18 protein-coding genes are annotated in these 22,142 nt (G+C 58.0%); 5 read left to right on the top strand and 13 right to left on the bottom strand.

All coding sequences use genetic code 11. From position 1 onward, the window contains the following. Nucleotides 1-134: 134 nt before the first annotated feature. The 9 genes from E5J99_RS00105 to E5J99_RS00145 form a co-directional block, all read right to left on the bottom strand. Complete coding sequence (locus E5J99_RS00105; protein WP_135495667.1) at nucleotides 135-1,382, bottom strand: bifunctional 3,4-dihydroxy-2-butanone-4-phosphate synthase/GTP cyclohydrolase II; 1,248 nt, start codon at nucleotides 1,380-1,382, stop codon at nucleotides 135-137. A 396-nt stretch (nucleotides 1,383-1,778) separates the two neighbouring features. Continuing rightward, nucleotides 1,779-2,948 (bottom strand): glycosyltransferase, encoded by a 1,170-nt coding sequence (locus tag E5J99_RS00110; protein ID WP_135495668.1) that lies wholly within the window; start codon nucleotides 2,946-2,948, stop codon nucleotides 1,779-1,781. 14 nt (nucleotides 2,949-2,962) lie between these two features. Beyond that, nucleotides 2,963-4,153: a glycosyltransferase family 4 protein gene (locus E5J99_RS00115; RefSeq protein WP_135495669.1), complete on the bottom strand. Its 1,191-nt coding sequence runs from the start codon at nucleotides 4,151-4,153 to the stop codon at nucleotides 2,963-2,965. A gap of 190 nt (nucleotides 4,154-4,343) precedes the next feature. Next, nucleotides 4,344-5,363: a potassium channel family protein gene (locus E5J99_RS00120; RefSeq protein WP_245318649.1), complete on the bottom strand. Its 1,020-nt coding sequence runs from the start codon at nucleotides 5,361-5,363 to the stop codon at nucleotides 4,344-4,346. Between the two features lie 173 nt (nucleotides 5,364-5,536). Beyond that, a complete protein-coding gene (gene dnaG, locus E5J99_RS00125) occupies nucleotides 5,537-7,588 on the bottom strand; it encodes a DNA primase (protein WP_135495670.1) in 2,052 nt (683 codons plus the stop codon). Nucleotides 7,589-7,948: 360 nt separating this feature from the next. Then, entirely contained in the window at nucleotides 7,949-8,824 is an 876-nt protein-coding gene (locus tag E5J99_RS00130; protein WP_135495671.1) for a DUF4097 family beta strand repeat-containing protein, read from the bottom strand. Continuing rightward, entirely contained in the window at nucleotides 8,821-9,693 is an 873-nt protein-coding gene (locus E5J99_RS00135) for a DUF4097 family beta strand repeat-containing protein (RefSeq protein WP_135495672.1), read from the bottom strand. The genes E5J99_RS00130 and E5J99_RS00135 overlap by 4 nt, the downstream gene beginning before the upstream one ends. Next, on the bottom strand, nucleotides 9,641-10,564 hold the full coding sequence (locus tag E5J99_RS00140; RefSeq protein WP_135495673.1) for a zf-HC2 domain-containing protein: 924 nt from the start codon (nucleotides 10,562-10,564) through the stop codon (nucleotides 9,641-9,643). Before E5J99_RS00140 ends, E5J99_RS00135 begins: the two co-directional genes overlap by 53 nt. A gap of 10 nt (nucleotides 10,565-10,574) precedes the next feature. Beyond that, a complete protein-coding gene (locus E5J99_RS00145; protein WP_135495913.1) occupies nucleotides 10,575-11,099 on the bottom strand; it encodes an RNA polymerase sigma factor in 525 nt (174 codons plus the stop codon). 559 nt (nucleotides 11,100-11,658) lie between these two features. Between E5J99_RS00145 and E5J99_RS00150 the strand changes: the two genes are divergently transcribed. Together E5J99_RS00150 and E5J99_RS00155 are read left to right on the top strand one after the other, a co-directional pair. Next, complete coding sequence (locus tag E5J99_RS00150) at nucleotides 11,659-12,762, top strand: Mrp/NBP35 family ATP-binding protein (protein ID WP_135495674.1); 1,104 nt, start codon at nucleotides 11,659-11,661, stop codon at nucleotides 12,760-12,762. Between the two features lie 143 nt (nucleotides 12,763-12,905). Continuing rightward, the gene (locus E5J99_RS00155) at nucleotides 12,906-13,238 is read left to right on the top strand and encodes a NifU family protein (protein ID WP_135495675.1); all 333 of its coding nucleotides are present in this window, start codon (nucleotides 12,906-12,908) and stop codon (nucleotides 13,236-13,238) included. Nucleotides 13,239-13,774: 536 nt separating this feature from the next. Here the strand turns inward: E5J99_RS00155 and E5J99_RS00160 are convergent. From E5J99_RS00160 to E5J99_RS00170, 3 genes are all read right to left on the bottom strand, one after another. Then, nucleotides 13,775-14,158, bottom strand: a complete 384-nt coding sequence (locus E5J99_RS00160; protein ID WP_135495676.1) for a hypothetical protein — start codon at nucleotides 14,156-14,158, stop codon at nucleotides 13,775-13,777. A gap of 313 nt (nucleotides 14,159-14,471) precedes the next feature. Continuing rightward, complete coding sequence (locus E5J99_RS00165; protein WP_135495677.1) at nucleotides 14,472-15,011, bottom strand: cupin domain-containing protein; 540 nt, start codon at nucleotides 15,009-15,011, stop codon at nucleotides 14,472-14,474. Nucleotides 15,012-15,285: 274 nt separating this feature from the next. After that, a complete protein-coding gene (locus E5J99_RS00170; protein ID WP_135495678.1) occupies nucleotides 15,286-16,173 on the bottom strand; it encodes a DUF4261 domain-containing protein in 888 nt (295 codons plus the stop codon). Nucleotides 16,174-16,358: 185 nt separating this feature from the next. On the opposite strand from E5J99_RS00170, the gene fahA reads away from it, so the two are divergent. From fahA to E5J99_RS00185, 3 genes are all read left to right on the top strand, one after another. Next, nucleotides 16,359-17,639 (top strand): fumarylacetoacetase, encoded by a 1,281-nt coding sequence (fahA, locus tag E5J99_RS00175; RefSeq protein WP_135495679.1) that lies wholly within the window; start codon nucleotides 16,359-16,361, stop codon nucleotides 17,637-17,639. A 707-nt stretch (nucleotides 17,640-18,346) separates the two neighbouring features. Beyond that, the gene (locus tag E5J99_RS00180) at nucleotides 18,347-19,501 is read left to right on the top strand and encodes a zinc-dependent alcohol dehydrogenase (protein ID WP_135495680.1); all 1,155 of its coding nucleotides are present in this window, start codon (nucleotides 18,347-18,349) and stop codon (nucleotides 19,499-19,501) included. Between the two features lie 10 nt (nucleotides 19,502-19,511). Continuing rightward, nucleotides 19,512-20,039: a hypothetical protein gene (locus E5J99_RS00185; RefSeq protein WP_135495681.1), complete on the top strand. Its 528-nt coding sequence runs from the start codon at nucleotides 19,512-19,514 to the stop codon at nucleotides 20,037-20,039. A gap of 99 nt (nucleotides 20,040-20,138) precedes the next feature. On the opposite strand, the gene acs is transcribed toward E5J99_RS00185, so the two are convergent. Further along, entirely contained in the window at nucleotides 20,139-22,055 is a 1,917-nt protein-coding gene (gene acs, locus E5J99_RS00190; protein WP_135495682.1) for an acetate--CoA ligase, read from the bottom strand. Between the last annotated feature and the right edge of the window lie 87 nt (nucleotides 22,056-22,142).

Raw genomic sequence — 22,142 nt, forward strand, 5'->3', positions numbered from 1 at the left:
GCCGTCATGCTGAGCTTGTCGAAGCATCTCTACCGCAGTGGTACTTAGCATTGCGGTAGAGATGCTTCGACAAGCTCAGCATGACAGCCGAATGTTAGCATCGGTTCCTAATTCAGGAACAAGTCTAATGCTTACTATCCTACCGGCACGGCCGCGTCGGGGTCGGCGTGGGCGGTGCGGTCCTTGGTCAGGATGGTGTGGCCCAGCTTGTCGCGCTTGGTGGTCAGGTAGCGCTCGTTGTGCGCATTGGCTTCGATTTCAATAGCCACTGAGTCGACCACTTCGAGGCCGTAGCCGGCCAAGCCGGTGCGCTTACGGGGGTTGTTGGTGAGCAGGCGCATCTTGCTGATGCCTAGCTGGCGCAAAATCTGAGCGCCCACGCCGTAGTCGCGCTCATCCATACCGAAGCCCAGCTCCAGGTTGGCCTCCACCGTGTCGCGGCCCTGCTCCTGGAGCTTGTAGGCGCGCAGCTTGTTGATCAGGCCAATGCCGCGGCCTTCCTGATTCATATATACAATCACACCGCGGCCTTCGCGCTCAATCTGCTGCATAGCCTGGTGCAGCTGGGGGCCACAGTCGCAGCGGCAGGAGCCGAAAATATCGCCCGTGACGCAGGAGCTGTGCACGCGCACCAGCACCGGCTCGTCGCCGCTGATGTCGCCTTTCACTAGGGCCAAGTGCTGGGCGTTGGTCGAGCGCTGGGTGAAAGCCACCAGCTCGAAGTCGCCGTGCTCGGTGGGTAGCTGCACCGAAATGTCGCGGGTAATGAGGCTTTCCTTCTGCAGACGGTATTTAATGAGGTCCTGCACCGAAATCAGCTTCAGATTCCACCGCTTGGCCACCAGCTCCAAATCGGGCAGGCGGGCCATTTCGCCGTCTTCCTTCAGAATTTCGACTAACACCCCAGCCGGCTCGAAACCAGCTAAGCGGGACAAATCGATGGCGGCCTCCGTGTGGCCAGCGCGGCGCAGCACGCCTTCTTTGCGCGCTTTCAGGGGAAAAATATGGCCGGGCTTACCCAGTTCCTCGGGCTTGGTATCCGGGTCAATTAGGGCCAGAATAGTCTTGGAGCGGTCGGAAGCGGAAATACCGGTCGTGACGCCATTTTTGAGCAGGTCGATGCTGACGGTGAAGGGCGTGGAGTGCAGAGCCGTGTTGCGGCCCACCATCAGCTCCAGGCCTAGCTCCTCGCAGCGGGCCTCAATCAGCGGGGCGCACACCAGGCCCCGGCCGTGGGTGGCCATAAAGTTGATAACCTCAGGCGTGGCGCAGCGGGCGGCACAGATAAAGTCGCCTTCATTTTCGCGGTCCTCATCGTCCACAACAATTACCACTTTGCCGGCGCGGATATCGGCTATGGCGTCTTCAATAGAGTCAAGCATGGGGTTGGGGGGCAGGGAGAGTAAAGTGCCCGGCAGCATAACCACCGGCGGCGGCGCGAAGTTACGAGGGTTAGCGGGGCTTTTCGGTGCCAGGGCTGGAATGGGGCAAATTGCGGCAGCCGCTGGTGGGGAAACGATGGTCGTGGTAAACAAAACCGAGGCGCTATTTTTTCCGTCTGTCATCCTGAGCGAAACGAAGTGGAGCGAAGGACCTGCCTCACCTACCCCACTGCAGCCCTTGCCACTGTGCCAAAGCCCCTTCCCGCGCCGGTGGCAAAGGGCTTTGGCACGTTGAATAGCACTTATCACTGAGGCAAGGAAGGTCCTTCGCTCCGCTCAGGATGACAGACAAAACAGCATAAACAACATCGCCACGCTCGGCATGATGTTCTTTTCCTACTCTGCAAACAGTGCTTCCAGCCTGCCCGTGGCGGCGGCCCAGTTGTAGTGCCGCCGCACGAACTCCAGGCCCCGGCCGGCTAAGGCCTCCGCAGCTTCGGTTTCGGAAAGCAGCCCTGTAATATGCGCAGCCAGCTCGGCCGCCGATTCGCCGACCAGCAAATCCTGGCTGGGCACGCCGCGCAAAGCATTGTTGGCCAGGGGCGTCGTCACGCAGGGCAGGCGCATGGCCATGGCTTCGAGCAGCTTGTTCTGCAGGCCCGTACCCACCCGCATGGGCGCCACAAACACCCGCGCCGAGGCGTAGGCGTCGCGGATATCGGGCAGCCAGCCGCTAACGACGACAAAGGGCGAAGCCAGCGCCAGCACCCGGGCCGCCGGCGTGGTACCGGCAATGAGCAGCCGGGCCTGGGGGTGCGTTTGGTGCACCAGCGGCAACACTTCCGTGGCGAGGAACTCGGCGGCATCCACGTTGGGATGGTAGCTCATGTTGCCGCAAAAAACCAGCTCGTATTCCTGGGGCTGGGTCGTGGGCTGAAAAAAATCGGTGTCGATGCCGTTGAGCACCACCTGAATGCGTTGGCGCTGGGGGTGGCTGATGAGCTGGCGGTCGGGGTCGGAAATGATAGTATGATGCTCAAACCAGTCGAATACGGCAGCCTCGTAGGCCAGCAGGCGGCGAGCTTCGAGGCTGATAACGGGCCGCTGCCAGACGGGAGCCTGCTGGGCCCGGCGTACCATACCGGCCGAAAACACATCCATGTAGTCCAGCGTCATCGGGTAGCGACCGGTGTGGGGCCGCAGGTATTCGGCCATCCGAATGAGCTGGCAGTAGATGTGCCGGGGCTGAAACGCACGCAGCAGCGCATCGAGGCGCTGCTGGGCGGCGGCATCGTAGAAGTAGCCTACCTGCAAGGGCAGACCCGTAGCCAGAGCCCGCGCCATGTTCAGGGCAATGCCGGGCTTGCCGAGCTGATGCACATGCAGCCCGCCCCGGCACAAGGGGCGCACGGCAGCATAGGCGCTGTCGGCCACGGGCTCATCGGTGAGGGCAAACAGGCAGATTTCGTGGTGACGGGCCAGGTAGCGGAGCTGATGAAAGGCCCGCAGCTTATCGCCCTTATCGAGCGGGTACGGAAACCGGGACAACAAAACGAGCAGCTTCATGGAGGGCGGCAAACTTACGCGGTGGCAGCGCGGCTGCGCGCAATGCTGTACAAATCGAGGAAGCTTTCTATCACCCGCCCGTTGTCGTAGAGGCGCGTGATGGTGCGGGCGGCCTCCTGCCCTATTTCCCGGTGGCCCAGCTCGTTGTGGTAATAGGCGCGCAGGCGGGCCAGCCACTCAGTGGGCTCGTCGCAGAGCACGATGTCGTGGCCATTGCGCACGAATATTCCCTCGGAGCCCAGCCCGGTGCTGATGATGCACTTCCCCAAAGCCATACCCTCAATTATCTTGATGCGCATGCCGCCGCCCGAGAGCAGGGGTACGATCATGACGTCGTAGTGCTGCATAAAAGCCGCCGCCGACTCCACGAAGCCATGAACCACCACGTTTTTCAGGCCCAGGTTATGAATGCGGGCGGGCGTGTCTTTGCCGGCAATATGCAGCTCCAGCTCTGGCATCTGCTGATTGACATAGGGCCACACGTTCGTCAGAAACCAGTCCAGGCCTTCGAGGTTGGGCAGCCAGTTCAGGGAGCCAATCATGAACAGGGTTTTGGGCTTGGGTTTGATCTGCGGGTCTATTTGAAAGCGGCTCATATCGACGCCGGCGGGCACGAACACCACCGGCTCGGGGCAGCCCATGGCCCGCAGGCGGCGCTGGTCGGGCTCGGTGATGGCCGCTACCGCGTCGAAGCGGCACAGGTAGCTTTCCTCAAACCGCTTCAGGCTCTTGGCCAGGTGGGTCAGGTAGAGGCGCTTGAGCGGGTTGGTCGTCCGCGCCGCCAGCATCTGCCAGATGGTATACTCCACGTTGTGGGCCCGCAACACCACGGGCAGCCGGGGCGCAACCCGCTTAATAACATCCACATACCAAGCCACAAAGGTACCTTCCACCTGCACCAGGTCGAAGGCAGTGGTGCGCAGCAGCTCGGTGAGGCGCGCCTCCACCGCCGGGCTGATGAAACGCTCCACATTGTAGGGCACCTGGCCCACCAGCAGGTTTTTCAGGGCCTTCACGGGCGACAAACGCGTGTCGACGGGCACCGTAACGAGGCGCACGCCGGGCAGGTGACTGAGCACCGATTCGGGCTGAAAATGCTTGGGTGTATTGAGGGCCAGCACCGTGACCTGGTGACCCTGGGCGGCGAGGCCGGCCGCTACGTCGTGCATAGCAATGGCGCCGCCGTCGTGGGGCGGAAACGGCACGCGCGAACAGAGTTGAAGGATATGCACGTACTAAATAGTCGGTAGAAAGGCCCTGAGTAGCGGGCGGTAAAGCTACACAGAAGCCGCCGGATGCCGGGTATGCGGACCTGGGAGGTTTTTCCGGCCGGTCCAATCGTCTTTCATCCTGAGCGAAGCACGCTAGGCGGGCGACCATTCAGCCCGTTGCCCGTTACACCCGAAACTGCGCAACCAGCGCGTTGATCTGGTCGTCGGTGCCCAGCACGAGCAGCACGTCGCCGGCGGCGGGGCGGGTGTCGGCATTGGGGCTCACCAGAAACTCGCCGGTGCTTTGCTTGAGGCCAATGACGGTGGCGCCCGTGCGGGAGCGGATGTCCAGCTCCCGGATGCTGAGGCCCCGCCATTCGCGCCGGATTTCGCGGTAGCTCAGCTCTTCGAGCCGCAGCTTGTTGGGGCCCAGGCCGTTCATCATTTCCAGAAAGCGGATTACCTCGGGCCGCATCACCAAGTTGGCCATGTGGGAGCCCCCAATCTCGTCGGGCATTACTACTGAGTCGGCTCCGGCGCGCAGGAGCTTGCTTTCGCTGGTTTTGAGGCTGGCGCGGGCAATTATTTTCAGGTCCGGGTTCAGGCCCCGGGCCGTGAGGGCCACGAACACGTTGTCGGCATCCTTGGGCAAGGCCGTAATCAGGGCGCGGGCCCGCACGACGCCGGCTGCCAGCAGGGTTTCGTCGGTGGTGGCGTCGCCGATGACGGTGGGCACGTGGCCTTCGCCGTTTTCGGCCGCGTCGCGCAGCAGCTCCGGGCTTTGCTCCACTACCACTACCCGGGCCCCGTTGGCGCGCAGCTCGTGGTAGGCCTTGCTCCCATTGCGCCCAAAGCCGCAGACGATGACGTGGTCGGAGTAGCCGCGAATTTCCTGGTCGGTCTTGAACATCTTAAAAATGGTGCGTAGCTCGCCGTCAAAGATATAGGTAGTGAGCACCGATACGAGGTAGGCAATGACGAGCAGGTTGAAGAAAATATAGACCGAAACAAACAGCCGCCCCGCCGCCGACATCGGGTGCAGCTCGCCGAAGCCGACCGTGGAAATGGTAATCATGGTCATGTAGAGCGCATCGAGAAAGTTGTAGTTCTCAATGGTCATGAAGCCGATGATGCCCACCCCAAACGCAATGCTGGCCAGCAGCAGGGCAATGACAAAGCGGCTTAGATTAGCGCGTTTCCACATGTATTTGGTTTAAATTCTACTTTTTTGACCGTCATTCCGAGCGAAGCTAGGAACCTCGCGGGCCATAATAATCAATGGTAGTGCAACAGCAGCCCGCGAGATGTCTCCTTTCTGCTTGAAGCGCAGAATGGTCGACATGACGTTCTGTTACCTAAACGCACCTGCTAATCTGGCTACATGGCCCCGCGCGGAATGACCGTGCCAAGCATATTACCCAGCTCATCGTCCATCTTCTTGAGCAGCTTGATGGTATGCAGCGTTTCGAGCAGCGCCAGCTCATCCATGGGGTGGCGCAGGGCTTCGAGCCGAATCGACAGCTCGCGCTGCACGTTCACCTTGTTGAGGCGCAGAATGGCATTGTCGCAGGCTTGCTGCAGCTGGTCGATTTCGCGGGGCACGTAAATCTGGTGGGTGCTCCAGTTGGGGCTCAGCTCATACTTTTCGGTGGCCAGGTCGCTCACCATCGAACGGATATCGGCCCGGCCGTGCTGAATAAACGTGCGCACATCGGGCCAGCGGCCTTCCTCCAGCTCCTGGCGGCACAGGTGCAGCAGGTCGGCGTAAATCGGAGTCTGGATGGTGGTTTCTTCGAGCTGACCAAACAGATACTGCGCCACGGCCATATCCTCGGTGAGCGGCTGGGCGGCGTAGAGCACCAGCAGCCGGAGCACCTCCCGCTCGCAGGCCTGCAGCACATCGGGCACGGGCTCCAGGTCCTCGTCGGCGGCCCCGGCCGTGCCGCCGGCGGCCGCGAAGTCATCGGGCGTGGCGCCGTACATGGCCATTTCAGCCTCTTCTTCCGCGCTGGAGCCGGTTTGGGAAGGCTGGCTGGCGGGTTTGGGCGAAGAATACGAGCGAGGAGCACCACTGCTGCCGCTGCTGCCGGCACCCGGCGCCGCCCGCTGCGAGTCCTTCTTCACCAGCTTGTTGTACTCGGTAATCAGCACCTGCTCGTCGATGCCGAAGGTGGTGCTGGTTTGCTGCAAAAACACCTGCCGCTTGATGGGGTCGGGCACTTTGGCAATGCTCTGGAGTACGTCGCGAATGGCTTCGGCCTTCTTCACCGGGTCGTGGGCCGCTTCCTGCGACACAATGCGGGTTTTGAAGGAAATGAAGTCCTGGCTGTTCTTTTCCAGGTAGTCCTTGAAGCGCTGGTCGCCGACTTTGCGGATGTAGCTGTCGGGGTCGTCGCCATCCGGAAACAGCACCACGCGCACATTCAGGGCTCCTTCCAGCAGCATATCGATGCCGCGCAGCGAGGCCCGGATGCCGGCCGCGTCGCCGTCGTAGAGCACCGTCACGTTGTCGGTGTAGCGCCCGATGAGGCGGATCTGGCTTTCGGTGAGCGACGTGCCCGACGACGCCACCACGTTCTTGATGCCGCCCTGGTGCAGGCTCAGCACGTCGAGGTAGCCTTCCACGAGGTAGCACACGTCCTCGGTCCGGATGGGCTGGCGCGCCTGGTAAAGGCCGTAGAGCACATCGGACTTGTGGTAAATTTCCGACTCGGGCGAGTTCAGGTACTTGGCCGTCTTGTCGTTGGCCTTCAGCGTGCGGGCTCCAAACCCAATGACGCGGCCCGACACGTTGTGAATCGGGAACATCACGCGGCCCCGAAACCGGTCGTAGCGCCGGTTGGGGTCGTCTTCGCGCACAATAGTGAGGCCGGTTTTCTCCAGGTACTTAGCCTCGTAGCCCTGCTTCTGGGCCGCTTTCAGCAGGTCGTCCCACTGGTCGAGGGAGTAGCCCAGCTCGAAGGTTTTGATGGTCGTCTGGTTCAGGCCGCGCTGCATCAGGTAGCTCAGCCCGATGCTCTCGCCTTCCTCCGTTTCGTGCAGCAGCTTCTGGTAATGGTCTTTGGCCCAGTTGGAAACGATAAACTGTGAGTCTTTCTCGTTCTGCACGAGCTGTTCCTCGGGCGTTTTTTCTTCCTCCTGAATATCGATGCCGTACTTTTTGGCCAGGTGCTTCAGGGCCTCCACGTAGCTGGTGCCCTCAATGTCCATGATGAACTGCACCACGCCACCGGCCTTGCCGCAGCCGAAGCATTTGTAGAGCCCTTTGGCCGGCGCCACGGAAAACGAAGGCGACTTTTCGTGGTGAAAGGGGCAGCAGGCCCACATATTCTGACCCTTTCTTTTCAGGGTCACGAAATCACCCACCACCTCCACGATGTCAGCGAGGTGAATGATCTGATCAACGGTTTCTTTCGGGATGCGGGCCAAGGATACTTACAGCAACAGGTACAAGAGCAGAACAGGACTACGAAGGTACGAGTTTCGCCAGCCCGAAGACCACTTTCCTTTGGGGCGGCGGGCGGCGTACCCACAGAAAGGCGGCCCCCGCGCCGTGCAGAGGCCGCCTTTCGACATACGGTCAGCCGTGCGTTGCCCAGCCACGACTGACAATTCTCCCCCATCACCAGCCCCGGCACTCACCTTCCGGGTTGGCAACACGTCCGGCTACCGTTGCAGCGGCCGCCCGGACGTGGGGAGGTGCTGGGTCTGTGTTACATAGCGAAGCCGGCGCGGTAAAGTTTCAGTAAAGCCGTATTTAGCAGCCAAGCCGCTTCCTTGGCCGCACCATCACTTGGCTTTGCGGATATAAATATCATCCTGCAGGGTCTTCATCATGATTTCTGCCCCGCCGCCATTGAGCTTGCCGTAGGTCCAGTTGTCGACGTTGAGCCGGTAGACGCCGCCCTTGCTGGTGCGGTTTACCGTGGGCGGCGTTTTATCAGCCGTCAGATCGAAGTCACTGTAAATCTCGCCGTTATCCGTCTTCAACTTCAGCGCCGCTTTAGTAGTGCTGGGTAAGGTCACGTCGATTTTACCGTTCACGGTAGAGAAGGCCATCGGCGCTCCGGCCGTCACGCTCCGGAAGCTGGCCGTCACGTCACCGTTCACGGTGCTGGCCACCGCCGAGCCCGACACCTGGCTCAGCCGCACGTCGCCGTTCACGTTGCTGACCTCCAGCTCGCCCGCCACATTCTCCACCAGAATGTCGCCATCCTGCACGGTGCTGATTTGCAGCGAGAAGCGCTGGGGTACCTTGATGGTGAGGGCCACCGCCTGCTGCCAGGAATTGGTACTCACGTACACGTGGTTGCTTTTCTCCTCGGCCGTGAGGTCGAAGCCCGAGCTGCTGCTGATGCGTTTCAGGCCTTTTCGGTTTTCCGAACCCGCGGCGTCATCGTCGTCGTCCTTGTCGCGCTGCCGGCCCTGGGTTCCAATGTCCACCACGACGTCTTTCCCGCCGTAGCCGACCACCGTAATCGAGCCGCCCACGAGTTTCACGTGCAGCACGCCCGGTTTGCCGGGGGCACTCAGGGCCACCGTTAGCTGCTCTTTGCCACCGGTTTGGGCGACCAGGGGCAGCGTGGCGGGCAGCACGAGGGCCGCCAGCAGCCCGGCCCGAAGCACGGTGCGGGCACGGATCAGGAAGGAAGGTATAGGGTTCATTTGGGTTGCTGTTTGATGGTCACGTCGCCATTGAGGGTTTCGAAGCGGAAGTCTGGGCCGCCTTTGCCCAGGCGCACGGCCGTGTCCTTGGAGAGTTTATATTTGGTACCGCTCGTGGTGGTTTGCTTGTTCTGGATGGCCTGCACCGGCAGCGCGGCCACCTCCGGAAAGTCGGTCAGCAGCTCGCCGTGCATGCTTTTGAAGTGCACATCCGCCGACACATCGGCCGGATAGGTGACGGTGATATCGCCGTTGATGGTGCTGTAGGACGAAGCGCCGGCCGGGCTGGCCAGGTACGACGCCTCCACGTTGCCATTGATAGTGCGGGCCTCGGTGGTGCCGCGCACGTTTTTCAGCGTCACGGCCCCGTTGATGTTCAGCGCTTTGAGGCTGCCGCTCACATCCTGAATCACGACCGCACCATTGTTGACGGTCGAGATGTGCAGATTCATCTGCGCGGGCACTTTCACCACGTAGTCGAAGGTGTAGTCGTAGTCGGTGTGGCGGTGGTGGCGCTGGTCGCCGCGCCGGTTGCCGGGCCGGGAGTCGAAAGGCCCCTGCATGTAGGCCACGATGCTGTCGTGGCGCTGCGTGAAGCCCAGGAAGGCTTCTTTTTTGCCCAGTTCCAGCTGCTGCGCACTCTGGGCCCGAATGGTTTTGGTTACTTCCAGCACCACCTTGGTGCCCGTGTAGCCCCGCACGCGCACCGTGCCGTTGATGTTATACAGCGCCAGCGTGCTGCGGCTGGGGTCGGCTGTGAGCGTAAACTCCTTGCTGATCTGTTCTTTGAAATGGTTTTGAGCCTGCAGCCGGCAGCTACACAGCAAGGCCAGCACCCCGATCAGGCCGGGAATAGTGAAGCGTTTCATGGGAGGAAGGTGTAGTGGAGGGCGCGGCCGGCCGGCCCGGAGACAAGGATTTAAGGCTTTCTTCAATTTTGCTTTTCACGGCCTGGTTCAGGCCGGGCTGGCGCAGCAGGCGGCGCAGCGGCAGCACCGAGCGGCGCTCCTGGAGCAGCACCATCACATCGGCCAGCGCCGCCTGCACCAGCGGCGACTCCTGTTGCGGCAGGGCTTGCACCAGCCCCATCCGGACGCTGGGCGCATCGGCCAGCTGGGCCAGGGCTTCGAGCGTTGCCAGGCGCACATTCACGTTTTCATCATGGTTGAGCGTGCTCAGCAACGCTTCCACCACCCGTTCGTTGGCTCCTTCGCCCAGCTCTTTGGTGTAGCTCACAGCCCGCAGCCGCTCGGTAGCCGAGGGGTTTTCAATCAGGGCCAGCAGCATCACTTGCCGCATTTGCTCCACCTGCGTAGTGAGGGCCGCCAGCTGCTGCTGCTGGTCGGCCGGAGCCGCTACCTTGGGTCCGTTGAGCCAGTAGCCCGCCGCCAGCCCCACCACCAGCAAGCCCAGCCCATAGGCCAGCCGCAGCGCCTGCGCCGGAGCCAGCAGCGCCCGCAGCTGTTGCCAGAAGCCCGCCAACGAGGAGCCGGAGCCGGGAGCCTCGTGTACTTCCTGCTTGTAGGCAGCCAGCATGGCGTAGAACTCGGGCCGCAGCTTTTCGCTGGGCTCGGGCACCGGCACCGCGCCCAGCGCCTGCCACACCTGCCGGGTGGCGCGCAGCTCTTCCTGGCACACCGGGCACTGCGCCAGGTGTGCCTCCAGCCGGGCGTGGTCGGCCGGGGCAAGATGCTTGTGGATGTATTCGGGCAGCAGCGGCTGCACTTGTTCGCAATTCATAGCCTTCCCTTCAGTTTTCGATGCGCAGATAGATGGTTTTCAGCTCGTGCATGGCGCGGTGCACCCGCACTTTCACGGCTCCCTCGGTGGTGTTCAGCACGCGGGCTATTTCCTCGTATTTCAGCTCCTGAAAGCGGCTCAGAATCAAAACCTCGCGGTTGTCGGCGCTGAGCCGGCCCAGGGCGCGGTGTAGGGCAGCTACTTCCTGTTCGTGCTCCATCCGCTCGTCGGCGCGGGCACCACCGCCTATTTTTTCGGCGAAGTCGGCCACGTCGGCGTGGTGCGTGGCGTGGCGGTTCTTCTTCACGTGGTCGGCCAGCACGTTGCGGGCCAGGTGGTACATCCAGGTCCGGAACTCGCCCTCGCCGGTATAGGTGTGGCGGTACTTGAGCATGCGGTAAAACACGTTCTGTACGAGGTCTTCGCTGGTATCGGCCCGGCCCAGCATGTGGTAGAGAAAGCTGAACAGCTTGCGGTGGTAGCGCTCAAAGAGCAGCCCCATCCGGTCGACGTCCCCGGCCTTGACCCGGAGCATAAGCGCATTATCTGTGAGCGAGTCCAACCGGGCAGAGGTAGGTGGTGAGGGGTTCTGTGGTCGTGGACACCGCGCCACCAAGGTAAGGTTACAGCAAAGCAGAAATTATTTTTTGACTTGACTGTTCTTGCCCCATTCATCTGTCATCCTGAGCCTTCGCGAAGGACCTTCCTCACCTACCCCACTGAAGCGCTTACCAACGCAAAAAATCCCTTAGAAGCTGTTTGCGTTAGCGCAAGAGCCGTCAAAATGATGTAGAGACGCCTACTTACGTCTTGTCGTTGAACGAAAATCGTTGTGCCGGCGCGGCCGACGAGAAGCAAGTAGGCGTCTCTGCACCCTTCCAGCCCTCACGCAAACAGCCTCTTATCCCTACTCATCCCGAAAGGCTTCTTCACATTGAATAAAGTTTATCACTCAGGTGAGGAAGATCCTTCGCAGGCTCAGGATGCCAGACTGTACAGGAATAGCTCTGCTTACAACTTACTCTTACCCGCCCACAACCTCCACCCACATTTCCGGGTTATCTTTGCAGTCCGCACTTCTGCATTTTCGACTTATGGCTATTACCAAAGAAGACGTCCTCAAGGCCCTCAGCTACGTGGAAGAGCCCGATCTGGGCAAAGACCTCGTGACGCTCAACATGATTGAGGACGTGCATATCGACGGCAAAACCGTCTCGTTTTCCGTTATTCTGACCACGCCCGCCTGCCCGCTCAAAGAGCTGATTCATAACGCCTGCGTGCGCGCCATTCATACGATGGTCGACAAGGAGGCCGAGGTGAAGGTGAACCTGACCTCGCGCGTGACGACGGCCCGGGCCGCCAACTCGACCGTGCTCCAGGGCGTGAAGAACATCATTGCCATTGCCTCGGGCAAAGGCGGCGTGGGCAAAAGCACCGTCACGGCCAACCTGGCCATTGCCCTGGCCCGCACCGGGGCCAGAGTCGGCCTCGTCGACGCCGATATTTCCGGCCCCAGCATGCCGCTGATGTTTGGCGTAGAAGATGCCCGCCCCCACGTGTTTCAGGGCCCCGATGGCCGCAACCTGATTCAGCCCATCGAAAAGTTCGGCGTTAAGCTGATGAGCATCGGCTTTCTGGCCCCCTCCGACAATGCCATCGTGTGGCGCGGCCCCATGGCGTCGTCGGCCCTGAAGCAGTTCATCACCGAAGTTTCCTGGGGCGAGCTGGACTACCTGCTGATCGACATGCCGCCCGGAACCTCCGACATTCACCTCACGCTGGTCCAGACCGTGCCCGTCACCGGGGCCCTCATCGTGACCACGCCGCAGAAAGTGGCCCTGGCCGATGCCCAGAAGGGGTTGCAGATGTTCCGCCAGCCCCAGATCAATGTGCCAGTGCTGGGCATCGTGGAGAATATGGCCTGGTTTACGCCCGCCGAGCTGCCCGACAACCGCTACTTCATCTTCGGGGAAGGCGGCGGCAAAGCCTTGGCCGAGAAGCACGAGGTGGCGCTGCTGGGCCAGATTCCGCTGGTGCAGAGCATCCGGGAAAACGGCGACGCCGGTACGCCGGCCATCACCGAGCCCGGCACGCCGGCCGCAGTGCTGTTCGAGCATTTGGCCGAAGAGCTGGCCCGTCAGGTATCGATCCGCAACGCCGTGGCACCCCGCACGCAGGTGGTGGAAATGAAGTCGTAGCCGGTAGAGCAGGCCGGTTTAGGTCGGCTGTAGCCACCACACGCAACTTTGCGTCCCGGCCTGCTGTTTACCGCTGACTAGCCAAAAGCTGTATCTTTACCCTGTATTTTCCCGGTGCTGGCACCAGTCCCAATCCCTTTCGAATGAATTCTTCCGCAGTTCTTGAGCATCCCCTGCTGGCCCGCATCGAGCAGGCGCTGGACTCGATTCGCCCGTACCTGGCGGCCGATGGCGGCAATGTGCGCGTGCTGGGCATTACCGATGAGCTGGTGTTGCAGCTGGAGCTGCTGGGGGCCTGTGGCACCTGTCCCATGTCGCCGATGACGCTGAAAGCCGGCGTGGAAGAATCGGTGAGAAAGGCCGTGCCCGAAATCGTGCGGGTGGAAGCCCTCAACGGCACGTCGATGGCCGATCAGCCCGCCGGCCAGACCGGCCACCCCGTGTCGCCGGCCCCGGTGCCCACGCCCGAGTTTTAGAGTTAGATTTTAAGTGCAAAAGGCCAGCTTTCCGCAAGGGAAGTTGGCCTTTTTTGTTTGGGGCGGAAACATCAGTCTGGTGCGAGTTTAGCGCAGCGTAACTCGTGCCTACCCACGATGTGGAGATTGTATCTCCCCTGCCGCGCAGCGGCAAACCAGTACCGCACCGCCTGCTTCGTTCACTGCCATCGTTCTGATGCGAGGCACAGCCTCGCCCGGATATTCGGCACGAGTTACGCTGCGCTAAACTCGCGCCAGACTGAGGGCAATTTTCATCACAAATGTTGATGCGGAGAACCATACTTTGATTAACCACAAATGTATCTACAGAGCACTGAACCGCCACTTTTGCCAAACCGCTGTTATAGGCCGTTTTTCTTTTTGTCGTCGTTGATTTTTTTGTCATAAGTGCAATTGCTCCACCTGCTGCTCCAATAGTCACATTAATATTTATTCCTGTCCAATATGCAATCAGTCCCGCTGATATTCCGCCAATTAGGCCGCCAAGTGCAGCCCAACCTATATATTTTATATTTTTACTTTTTTGTTGTTTTTAAAGTCTTTGTGTTTTCGGTCAGGAAGTCAAAGTTTGAGTCACGAAGATATTTCTGGTAATTGTCAATAAATGTTTCCCAAAGCATTTCGTCTTTGTTTGTTGGGATTTGTCCTGCTGCATTAATATTGAAGTTCGCTTTAACTTCTTGTCCGTTAATTTCAATATCGATTTCGGATTTCCAATTTAATGAATTAAAAGTCCACATATTTGAAGCAATCGAGCCACGTTCAAATCTTATTTTTCTGTCAGTCGGGTTGCTGTCAATATGTTTAAAATTTGATTTCTTGAAATATTCAATTGTCTTTTCATTCAAGTCAATAGTCTCTGAAACTGTAAATTCTAATTTCTTTCTTATTGCTGTCATTTTGTTTGTGTCGTTGTCTTTTAAAATACCCTACGTTGAGTATTTGCGAAGGCAGGGAATTCATTGTTCGTCCAGCCTGGTACAAATGGCCAATTGAAAATGTAAAGTTGAAGTTAACAACTAAAAGCCAAATTTATAAATGTCAGCCCGAACCACTGCTGATGGTTGTACAAAGCTTATGTTGCATAGCCCTGCCCTGCTTTTGCAAATACTTTTGTTGTGCGTTCGCCTTATATTTTGGTCATAACCTGAGGAAGTTACACGACATATCATATCAATAAAGAGAAGCCTCTGAAATATGAAAGTGTAGGTCTTACTTCGGGCCATACTTTTCCATAAACGCAGGCATTTGCTCATAAAATACTTCATGATTATACCGTGCATCCAAGGCTTTGAAACGGGCTATATTTTCAGGTGCAAATGGATTAACGCCTTCGTTGTGCATATCAAGACCCAGTTGTGATAGCTCCTCCAAATAGTGGGCAAAATCCTGTGAACTCGGATACATATCAATAAATTTGGCAGGGGCATCGTGTCCATTCCAAAAAGTATGCACTATGCCTCTTGGGCGAAAGTGCCAACCGCCTGCGGCAACTTCAATCACTTCATCACCTTGCAAAACCGAAATCGTGCCCTCGAGCACACGCATAATTTCGTCTAATTCGTAATGAACATGTGGCGGTGGTCCCATCTGCCGCGGCGCAAGAGATACTTCAATGCATGAAAATTGTCCATAAGTTTGCTCGTGAGTTAATTTTACAGATGTTGACATACCCAAAACATTGAGCGTTGGTGCGTTGAGAGCATTCGTGTTAGCAGGTGTAAGTGCTGCTTTCATTTGTTCTGTTGACATTGATTTTGATTTTTAGAGTGTGAAAAAGAAGTTCTATATTTTTAATAAATGTAACCTAAGGTGACGCACAACGAACAGGGCTTTGTGCAGGCGTGGGATTTGAAAAACGTCCGCCCGGAACCGCTGCTGATTGAAAAACAAACGTTCAAGATAACAACCAAAATTTCAACGATGTTTGTCAAGCCCAAACTGAAGTTGATAGCGAACAAATGCCGAAGCTAACAACGTCAAGCCATGCTTGCACAAAACCCCATGTTGTATGCAGCTTTTCTTCTCACATTTCAAGTTTTAAAGTTTGTCCTTCAACGAAAATTCCTTGTGATTGTGTGATTTTAATTTTTTGTTCATCAGTATAACCTAATGTCTCCCCATTTTTAAATTTCACATTGCTGTTGATGATATAAGCACAAATGTTACCTAAAAAATTATACATTTCTTGAAGTTCAAGTTTAGAATTAATAAATTCCATTTCAAGTTTGTCGAATGAATTAAGACCGTATGTATAAGCATTGTTTCCACTGTCTGTTTTTCTAAGTCCAATATATATCCAAAGGTCAAAAGGAATTTCATTTTGCTTCAATGCTTCGGCACTGTCAAGATATTGTTCTTTGGAAATTAGTAAAGATTGTGAACCTTGATAAACTCCAATACAATTTGTTGTCGAAAGAATTGATGATAATACTTTTGTAAGTATTCCAAATCTTTCAATTTCACTTTTGTTACTCGACATTACTGTCACAATGATATGAGAATTGTGATTTTCTAAATCCTTTTCTGCTGTCGTCCAATTGTAGGCATATTGTGCTGTTTCTTGTATGTCGCCCCAAGGAATTTGAACATTCATAGTTGCAAAGGCAACCATTTCTCCTTGTATTGTAAATGTTACAGTATTGTTGTCGCCATTAATATCACTAACGATAACATTCCAATTTGATTTTAAATAGCCAACTACTTTGTCAAGGTCAAAGCTTTCTTCATTATTGAACATTGGCATTGCAAGAAGTATTTTACCATTTTTATTTTCTATTACTTGCTCTTTCTTTTTTAAAAAGTCAAAAAGTCCCATAAATATTATTTGAGTTTGATTTTCGTGATGTCGTTTAAAGTTGCATGCAACATCTGTATTGCCGCAACCATCCCTTGCCTGAGTTGCGGGTATCATCCTGCTGTTGGCACGATACCCGCAACTCAGCTCCCCACCACTGTAGCGGCAATCGGCAGCGGGTGGGGTGGCTCAAGGTAGGGGCTTTGGTGGATTTTGCCTAAACGACGCTCCTTTTTAGATGAACTTCCTTTTCATGTGGCGAGCTATTTTACCTTTGCTCCGTATCCACCCAGCTATTCCCGATGCCTAACCCCAACAACTCCGCGCTCCGCTCCTGGATTGATATTGCGCCCACCAGCGACTTTCCGATCCAGAACCTGCCATTCGGCATTTTTGAAACGCCGGAGCGGGGGCCACGAGTAGGCGTCGCCATCGGCGACTACGTGCTGGATCTGTACGCGGTGAGTCAGTTTGGCTTCTTCGAAGACCTCGACATTCCGACCCAGCCCAAAGTGTTCCGGCGGCGGTCGTTGAATACCTTTATTGCCCTGGGCCGGCCGGTGTGGCGGGCCGTGCGCCAGCGCGTGTCGGAGCTGCTGCGCCACGACAATGACACGCTGCGCGGCAACGAAGAAGCCATGCGCAGTTGCCTGCTGCGCCAGAGCGAGGTGCAGCTGCTGCGCCCCGTGAAGCCCCAGAACTACACCGACTTCTACTCCAGCATCGAGCACGCCACCAATGTGGGCATTATGTTTCGTGACCCGGCCAACGCGCTGCTGCCCAACTGGCGCCATATCCCGATTGGCTACCACGGCCGGGCCAGCAGCATCGTGGTGTCGGGCACCGATATCCGGCGGCCCAGCGGGCAGCGCAAGGCCCCGGATGCGGCGGCACCTACCTTCGGCCCGTCGCAGCAGCTTGACTTTGAGCTGGAAGTAGCCTTCATCGGAGGCAAGAATACGGAGCTGGGCCACCCCATTCCGTTGCAGCACGCCGAGGAGCATATTTTCGGCCTGGTGTTGTTCAACGACTGGAGTGCCCGCGACATCCAGAGCTGGGAATACGTGCCGCTGGGGCCGTTTCTGGGCAAGAGCTTCGGCAGCAGCATCTCGCCCTGGGTCGTGACGCTGGATGCGCTGGAACCCTTCCGCATGGCTGGCCCGGTGCAGGAGCCCGAGCCGCTGCTGTACCTGCGCCAGGCCGATCAGCACAACTTCGACATCCGGCTGGAAGTAGGAATTCAGCCCGCCGACGGTCCCGAAACCACCGTTTCGCGCTCCAACTTCCAGTATATGTACTGGAGCATGGCCCAGCAGCTTACCCACCAGACCAGCAACGGCTGCAACCTGCAGGTGGGCGACCTCTACGCCAGCGGCACCATCAGCGGGGCCACGCCCGATTCGCTGGGCTCGATGCTGGAGCTGGCCTGGAAAGGCACCCGCCCCCTGCCGCTGACCGATGGCTCGGAGCGCAAGTTCATCCTGGACGGCGACACGGTAACCATGCGCGGCTTTGCGGAGAAGGATGGCGTGCGTATTGGCTTCGGCGAAGTAACGGGCACCATCTTACCGGCCTTGGGCTAAGAGCGTGGTTGGGATTTTGCTTTTCGTGTCATGCTGAGCGGAGTCGAAGCATCTCTACCGCAATGGCAATCAGAGCACTAGGGCAGCAGAGATGCTTCGACTCCGCGGACACCAGATGAAGCAGGAAAAATCCCCAACACGCGCTAAGTGCGTGTTGGGGATTTGCTTTTCGTTTCCTGCCTGATCTGGCATATAGCGGTTTCGTGCACGGTGCAACCCAGCTGCTGTAGAGACGCGTATTCGCGTCTCGTCGTTCGTGCCGCCTGCCCGGTTTCGTTCAACGACGAGACGCGAATACGCGTCTCTACATTGGGTGGCTACGGTTTGTGAAACCGCTGTAATACGGAAGACTTGTTCCTGAATAAAGCGAAACACAAAAAGGCTGTCATGCTGAGCTTGTCGAAGCATCTCTACCGCAGTGGTACAGCATTGCGGTAGAGATGCTTCGACAAGCTCAGCATGACAGCCGAATGTTAGCATCGGTTCCTAATTCAGGAACAAGTCTGGAAAATAAAATCCCAAACACGTTCTGAACTGGGAACATCCTCTCCGTATTTATTCGCAAAAGCTGCCCGTGTAAACACGTATTTACCGTCGATTAAACCAGCCTTAGCAACCTTAAAAATAGAGGTCAGTACTACTTAGTAGCGCCACTGTGCGCTTCACCCTGTACTGCTGTTCCACCCGAACCTTAAAACCGGAGACCTATGCTAGCTATGGATTACCGGGGCCCAAAAAGGGTCCGTGCCGTTCAAAAACCCATGCCCGAGATAAAGCATCCCCAGGATGCCATCGTGCGGGTGACCCGTACCTGTATCTGCGGCTCCGATCTGCACTTATACAACGGCAATGTGCCCGATACCCGCGTGGGCACCACCTTCGGGCACGAATTTGTGGGCGTAGTGGAAGAAGTTGGCCCGGAAGTGACCAAGGTCAAGGTCGGCGACCATGTCATTGTGCCCTTCAACATTGCCTGTGGCGAATGCCATTTCTGCAAACAGGGCATGTTTGGCAACTGCCAGGAATCCAATACCATGGCCAGCGCCGTGGGCAGTATCTATGGCTACTCGCACACGGCGGGCGGCTTCGACGGCGGCCAGGCCGAATATGCCCGGGTGCCCTACGCCAACGTGGGCCCTACCATCATTCCGCCCGGCATGGACCACGATGATGCCGTATTGCTAACCGACGTGGTGCCGACCGGGTACCAGGCGGCCGAAATGGCGGGCATCCAGACCGGCGACACGGTAGTTGTATTCGGGGCCGGCCCGATTGGCATTATGGCCGCGCGCTGCGCCTGGCTGTTTGGCGCGGGCCGCGTCATCATCATCGACCAGGAAGATTACCGGCTGGAATTTGCCCGCAACTATTCGTATTGCGAGGCTTACAATTTCAACGAAATGAACGACCCGGTGGTCTTTATCAAGAAGATAACGGACTTCATGGGGGCCGATGTGTGCATCGATGCCGTGGGCGCGGAAGCCGCCGGCAACGCCATGCAGACCATCACCGGCCGCAAGCTCTTGCTACAGGCGGGCTCGGCTACGGCCTTGCACTGGGCTATTAACTCCGTAAAAAAAGGCGGCGTGGTTTCCATCGTGGGCGTGTATGGCCCTACCGACAACCTCGTGCCTATCGGTAATGTGCTGAACAAGGGCCTTACCATCCGGGGCAACCAGACCTCAGTGAAGCGGCTGCTGCCCCGGCTGATTGAGCACGTTCAGAATGGGACGCTCAACCCCAAAGGGCTGATTACGCACCGCCTGCCGCTGGAGGAAGTGGCCGACGGCTACCGGATGTTCTCCGCCAAGCTTGATAATTGTATCAAGACCGTTATGATCCCGCCATCCGCTAAAATGTAATTGACCGATCATGGAAAATAAAACGATAGATCCAAAGCAGATCAAAGGCTGGGGAGTAGACGCGGATCCGAAGAACGACCCGACGTATCCTATGCGGCACCGCATGAACGTGACGGAGGACCCCGACAGCAAAGCCAGACCAACGCTGCAGCCCGAGGATACGGAGCTATTGCAGTCCATTGAGCGGCCGAACGTATCGGCGGTTTTTGGGACCACGTCGCCTCCCGTGGGCTTGAGCGGCATGATTCGCCGCTTTGCGTTCAAATACAGCGAAAACCGCTACCGCCACTGGCTGCCGCTCATAGTAGCCGACCGGGTGAATGTAGTAGAAGGCATCGTGGAAGACCTGGCCCATGGCAAGCTGCCCAATATCTGGGCCGAAAAAGGCTACGATATGGAGTGGAAATACAACCGCACGGCTTTCGTGACCAAGATGGCGACCATTGCCGCCGTCACGGCTGGCGTAGTGGTACTGCTGACGCAAAAAGATAAACCGTCCCGCAGAAAGCTGAATTACCGGTTCCCTCCGAACCGCTAGTTGCTGTTGAATGCCACAAAAAAACCGGCCCGCTGTTATGCGGGCCGGTTTTTTTGTGGCATTCAACAAGCAGGGGAACAGGAAAGATGCGCCGTGGGCTTACTTCTTTCCCTTGATGATTTCATCTACCACGCCCGGGTCGAGCAGGGTGGTGATGTCGCCGAGGTTGCTGGTTTCGCCCTCGGCTACCTTGCGCAGGATGCGGCGCATGATTTTGCCGGAGCGCGTCTTGGGTAGCCCGGACACAATCTGAATCTTGTCGGGCTTGGCGATTTTGCCGATTTCGGCCACGATGGTTTCGATAATGCTGGCCTCGACGTGGGGTTTGTCCGACTCGGAGTTGCAGGATCCGTCGCGGCAGATGACGAAGGCGTAGATGCCCTGGCCCTTCACGTCGTGCGGGTAGCCCACCACGGCGCTTTCCACCACGTTGGCATTCTGGTTGATGGCATTCTCGATTTCGGCCGTGCCGAAGCGGTGGCCGCTCACATTTATCACATCATCAACGCGGCCGATGATGCGGTACAGGCCGTTTTCGTCGCGGCGGGCGCCGTCGCCGGTGAAGTAGTAGCCGGGGTACGGGCCGAAGTAAGTCTGGCGGGCACGCTCATGGTCGCCGTAGGTGGTCCGGATCATGCCGGGCCACGGAAACTTAATGGCCAGGTAGCCCTCCTCGTCGTTGCCCTCGATTTCCTTCCCCTCCTGCGTCAGCAGCACGGGCTGCACGCCGGGCAGGGGCTGGCCCGCGTGGGTGGGCTTGAGGGGCGAAATGCCCGCCAGCGCCGAAATCATGATGCCGCCGGTTTCGGTCTGCCACCAGGTGTCCACGATGGGGCAGCGCTCCTTCCCCACGTGCTGGTGATACCAGTACCAGGCTTCCTCGTTGATGGGCTCGCCCACCGTACCCAGCACCCGCAGCGAATCGAGCGAGTAGCTCAGCACGTTGTCGAGCGGGGTGGCCATCAGGCTGCGAATGGCCGTGGGCGCGGTGTAGAACACGTTCACGCCGTGCTTGTCAATGACTTCCCAGAAGCGGCCGGCATCCGGGTAGGTGGGTATGCCCTCGAACATGAGCGTGGTAGCACCGCTGAGCAGCGGACCGTAGAGCAGATACGAATGGCCCGTCACCCAGCCGATGTCGGCAGTGCACCAGTACACGTCGTTTTCCTGCACCTGAAACACGTTGCGGAAGGTGTAGTCGGCCCACACCATGTAGCCGGCGGTGGTGTGCACCACGCCCTTGGGCTTGCCGGTGCTGCCGCTGGTGTAGAGCACGAAGAGCGGGTCCTCGGCGTCCATCTCCTCGGCCGGGCACGACTTGCTGGCGTCCTTCACTTCTTCGTGGTACCACACGTCGCGGCCTTCCTGCATGTGCACGGGCCAGCCGATATGCTCCACCACAATCACGCGGCGCACCGAGGGGCAGTGTTCCAGGGCTTCATCCACCACCCGCTTCACCGGAATCTGCTTGGGGCCGCGGTTGAGGCCATCCGACGTGAGCACCACGGTGGCCTGGGCGTCGTTCACGCGGTCGGCAATGGCGGTGGCGGAGAAGCCGGCGAAGATAACCGAGTGCACCGCCCCGATGCGGGCGCAGGCCAGCACGGCAATGGCCAGCTGCGGAATCATGGGCATGTAGAGACACACCCGGTCGCCCTTCTCCACGCCGTTGTTGAGCAGCACGTTGGCAAACTGGCACACGTGCTGGTGCAGCTCGCGGTAGGTGTAGCGGATCTGGCGGGTTTTGGGGTCGTTGGGCTCCCAGATCAGCGCCAGCTTGTTGCCGCGCTTGGCCAGGTGGCGGTCGAGGCAGTTTTCGGTGATGTTGAGCTTGGCTCCGCTGTACCACTCGTTGTGGCCACCCACCAGGTCGGCTTTCAGCACCGTGTCCCACTTACGGCGCCAGGTGAAAGGCTCGGCCATCTCGGCCCAGAACTGTTCAGGATTCTCGACGCTGCGGCGGTAGGTTTCCTCATACTCAGCGAAGGAATGGATGCGGGGATGTTCTGCGGGCATGGTGGTGGGTTGAGGGTTGAGGGTTGAAAACGTTTATTAAACTGTCATCCTGAGCGGCGCGCAGCAAAGCGAAGGACCTCTACCGCT

The sequence above is a fragment of the Hymenobacter elongatus genome (assembly GCF_004745955.1).
GTDB lineage: Bacteria > Bacteroidota > Bacteroidia > Cytophagales > Hymenobacteraceae > Hymenobacter > Hymenobacter elongatus.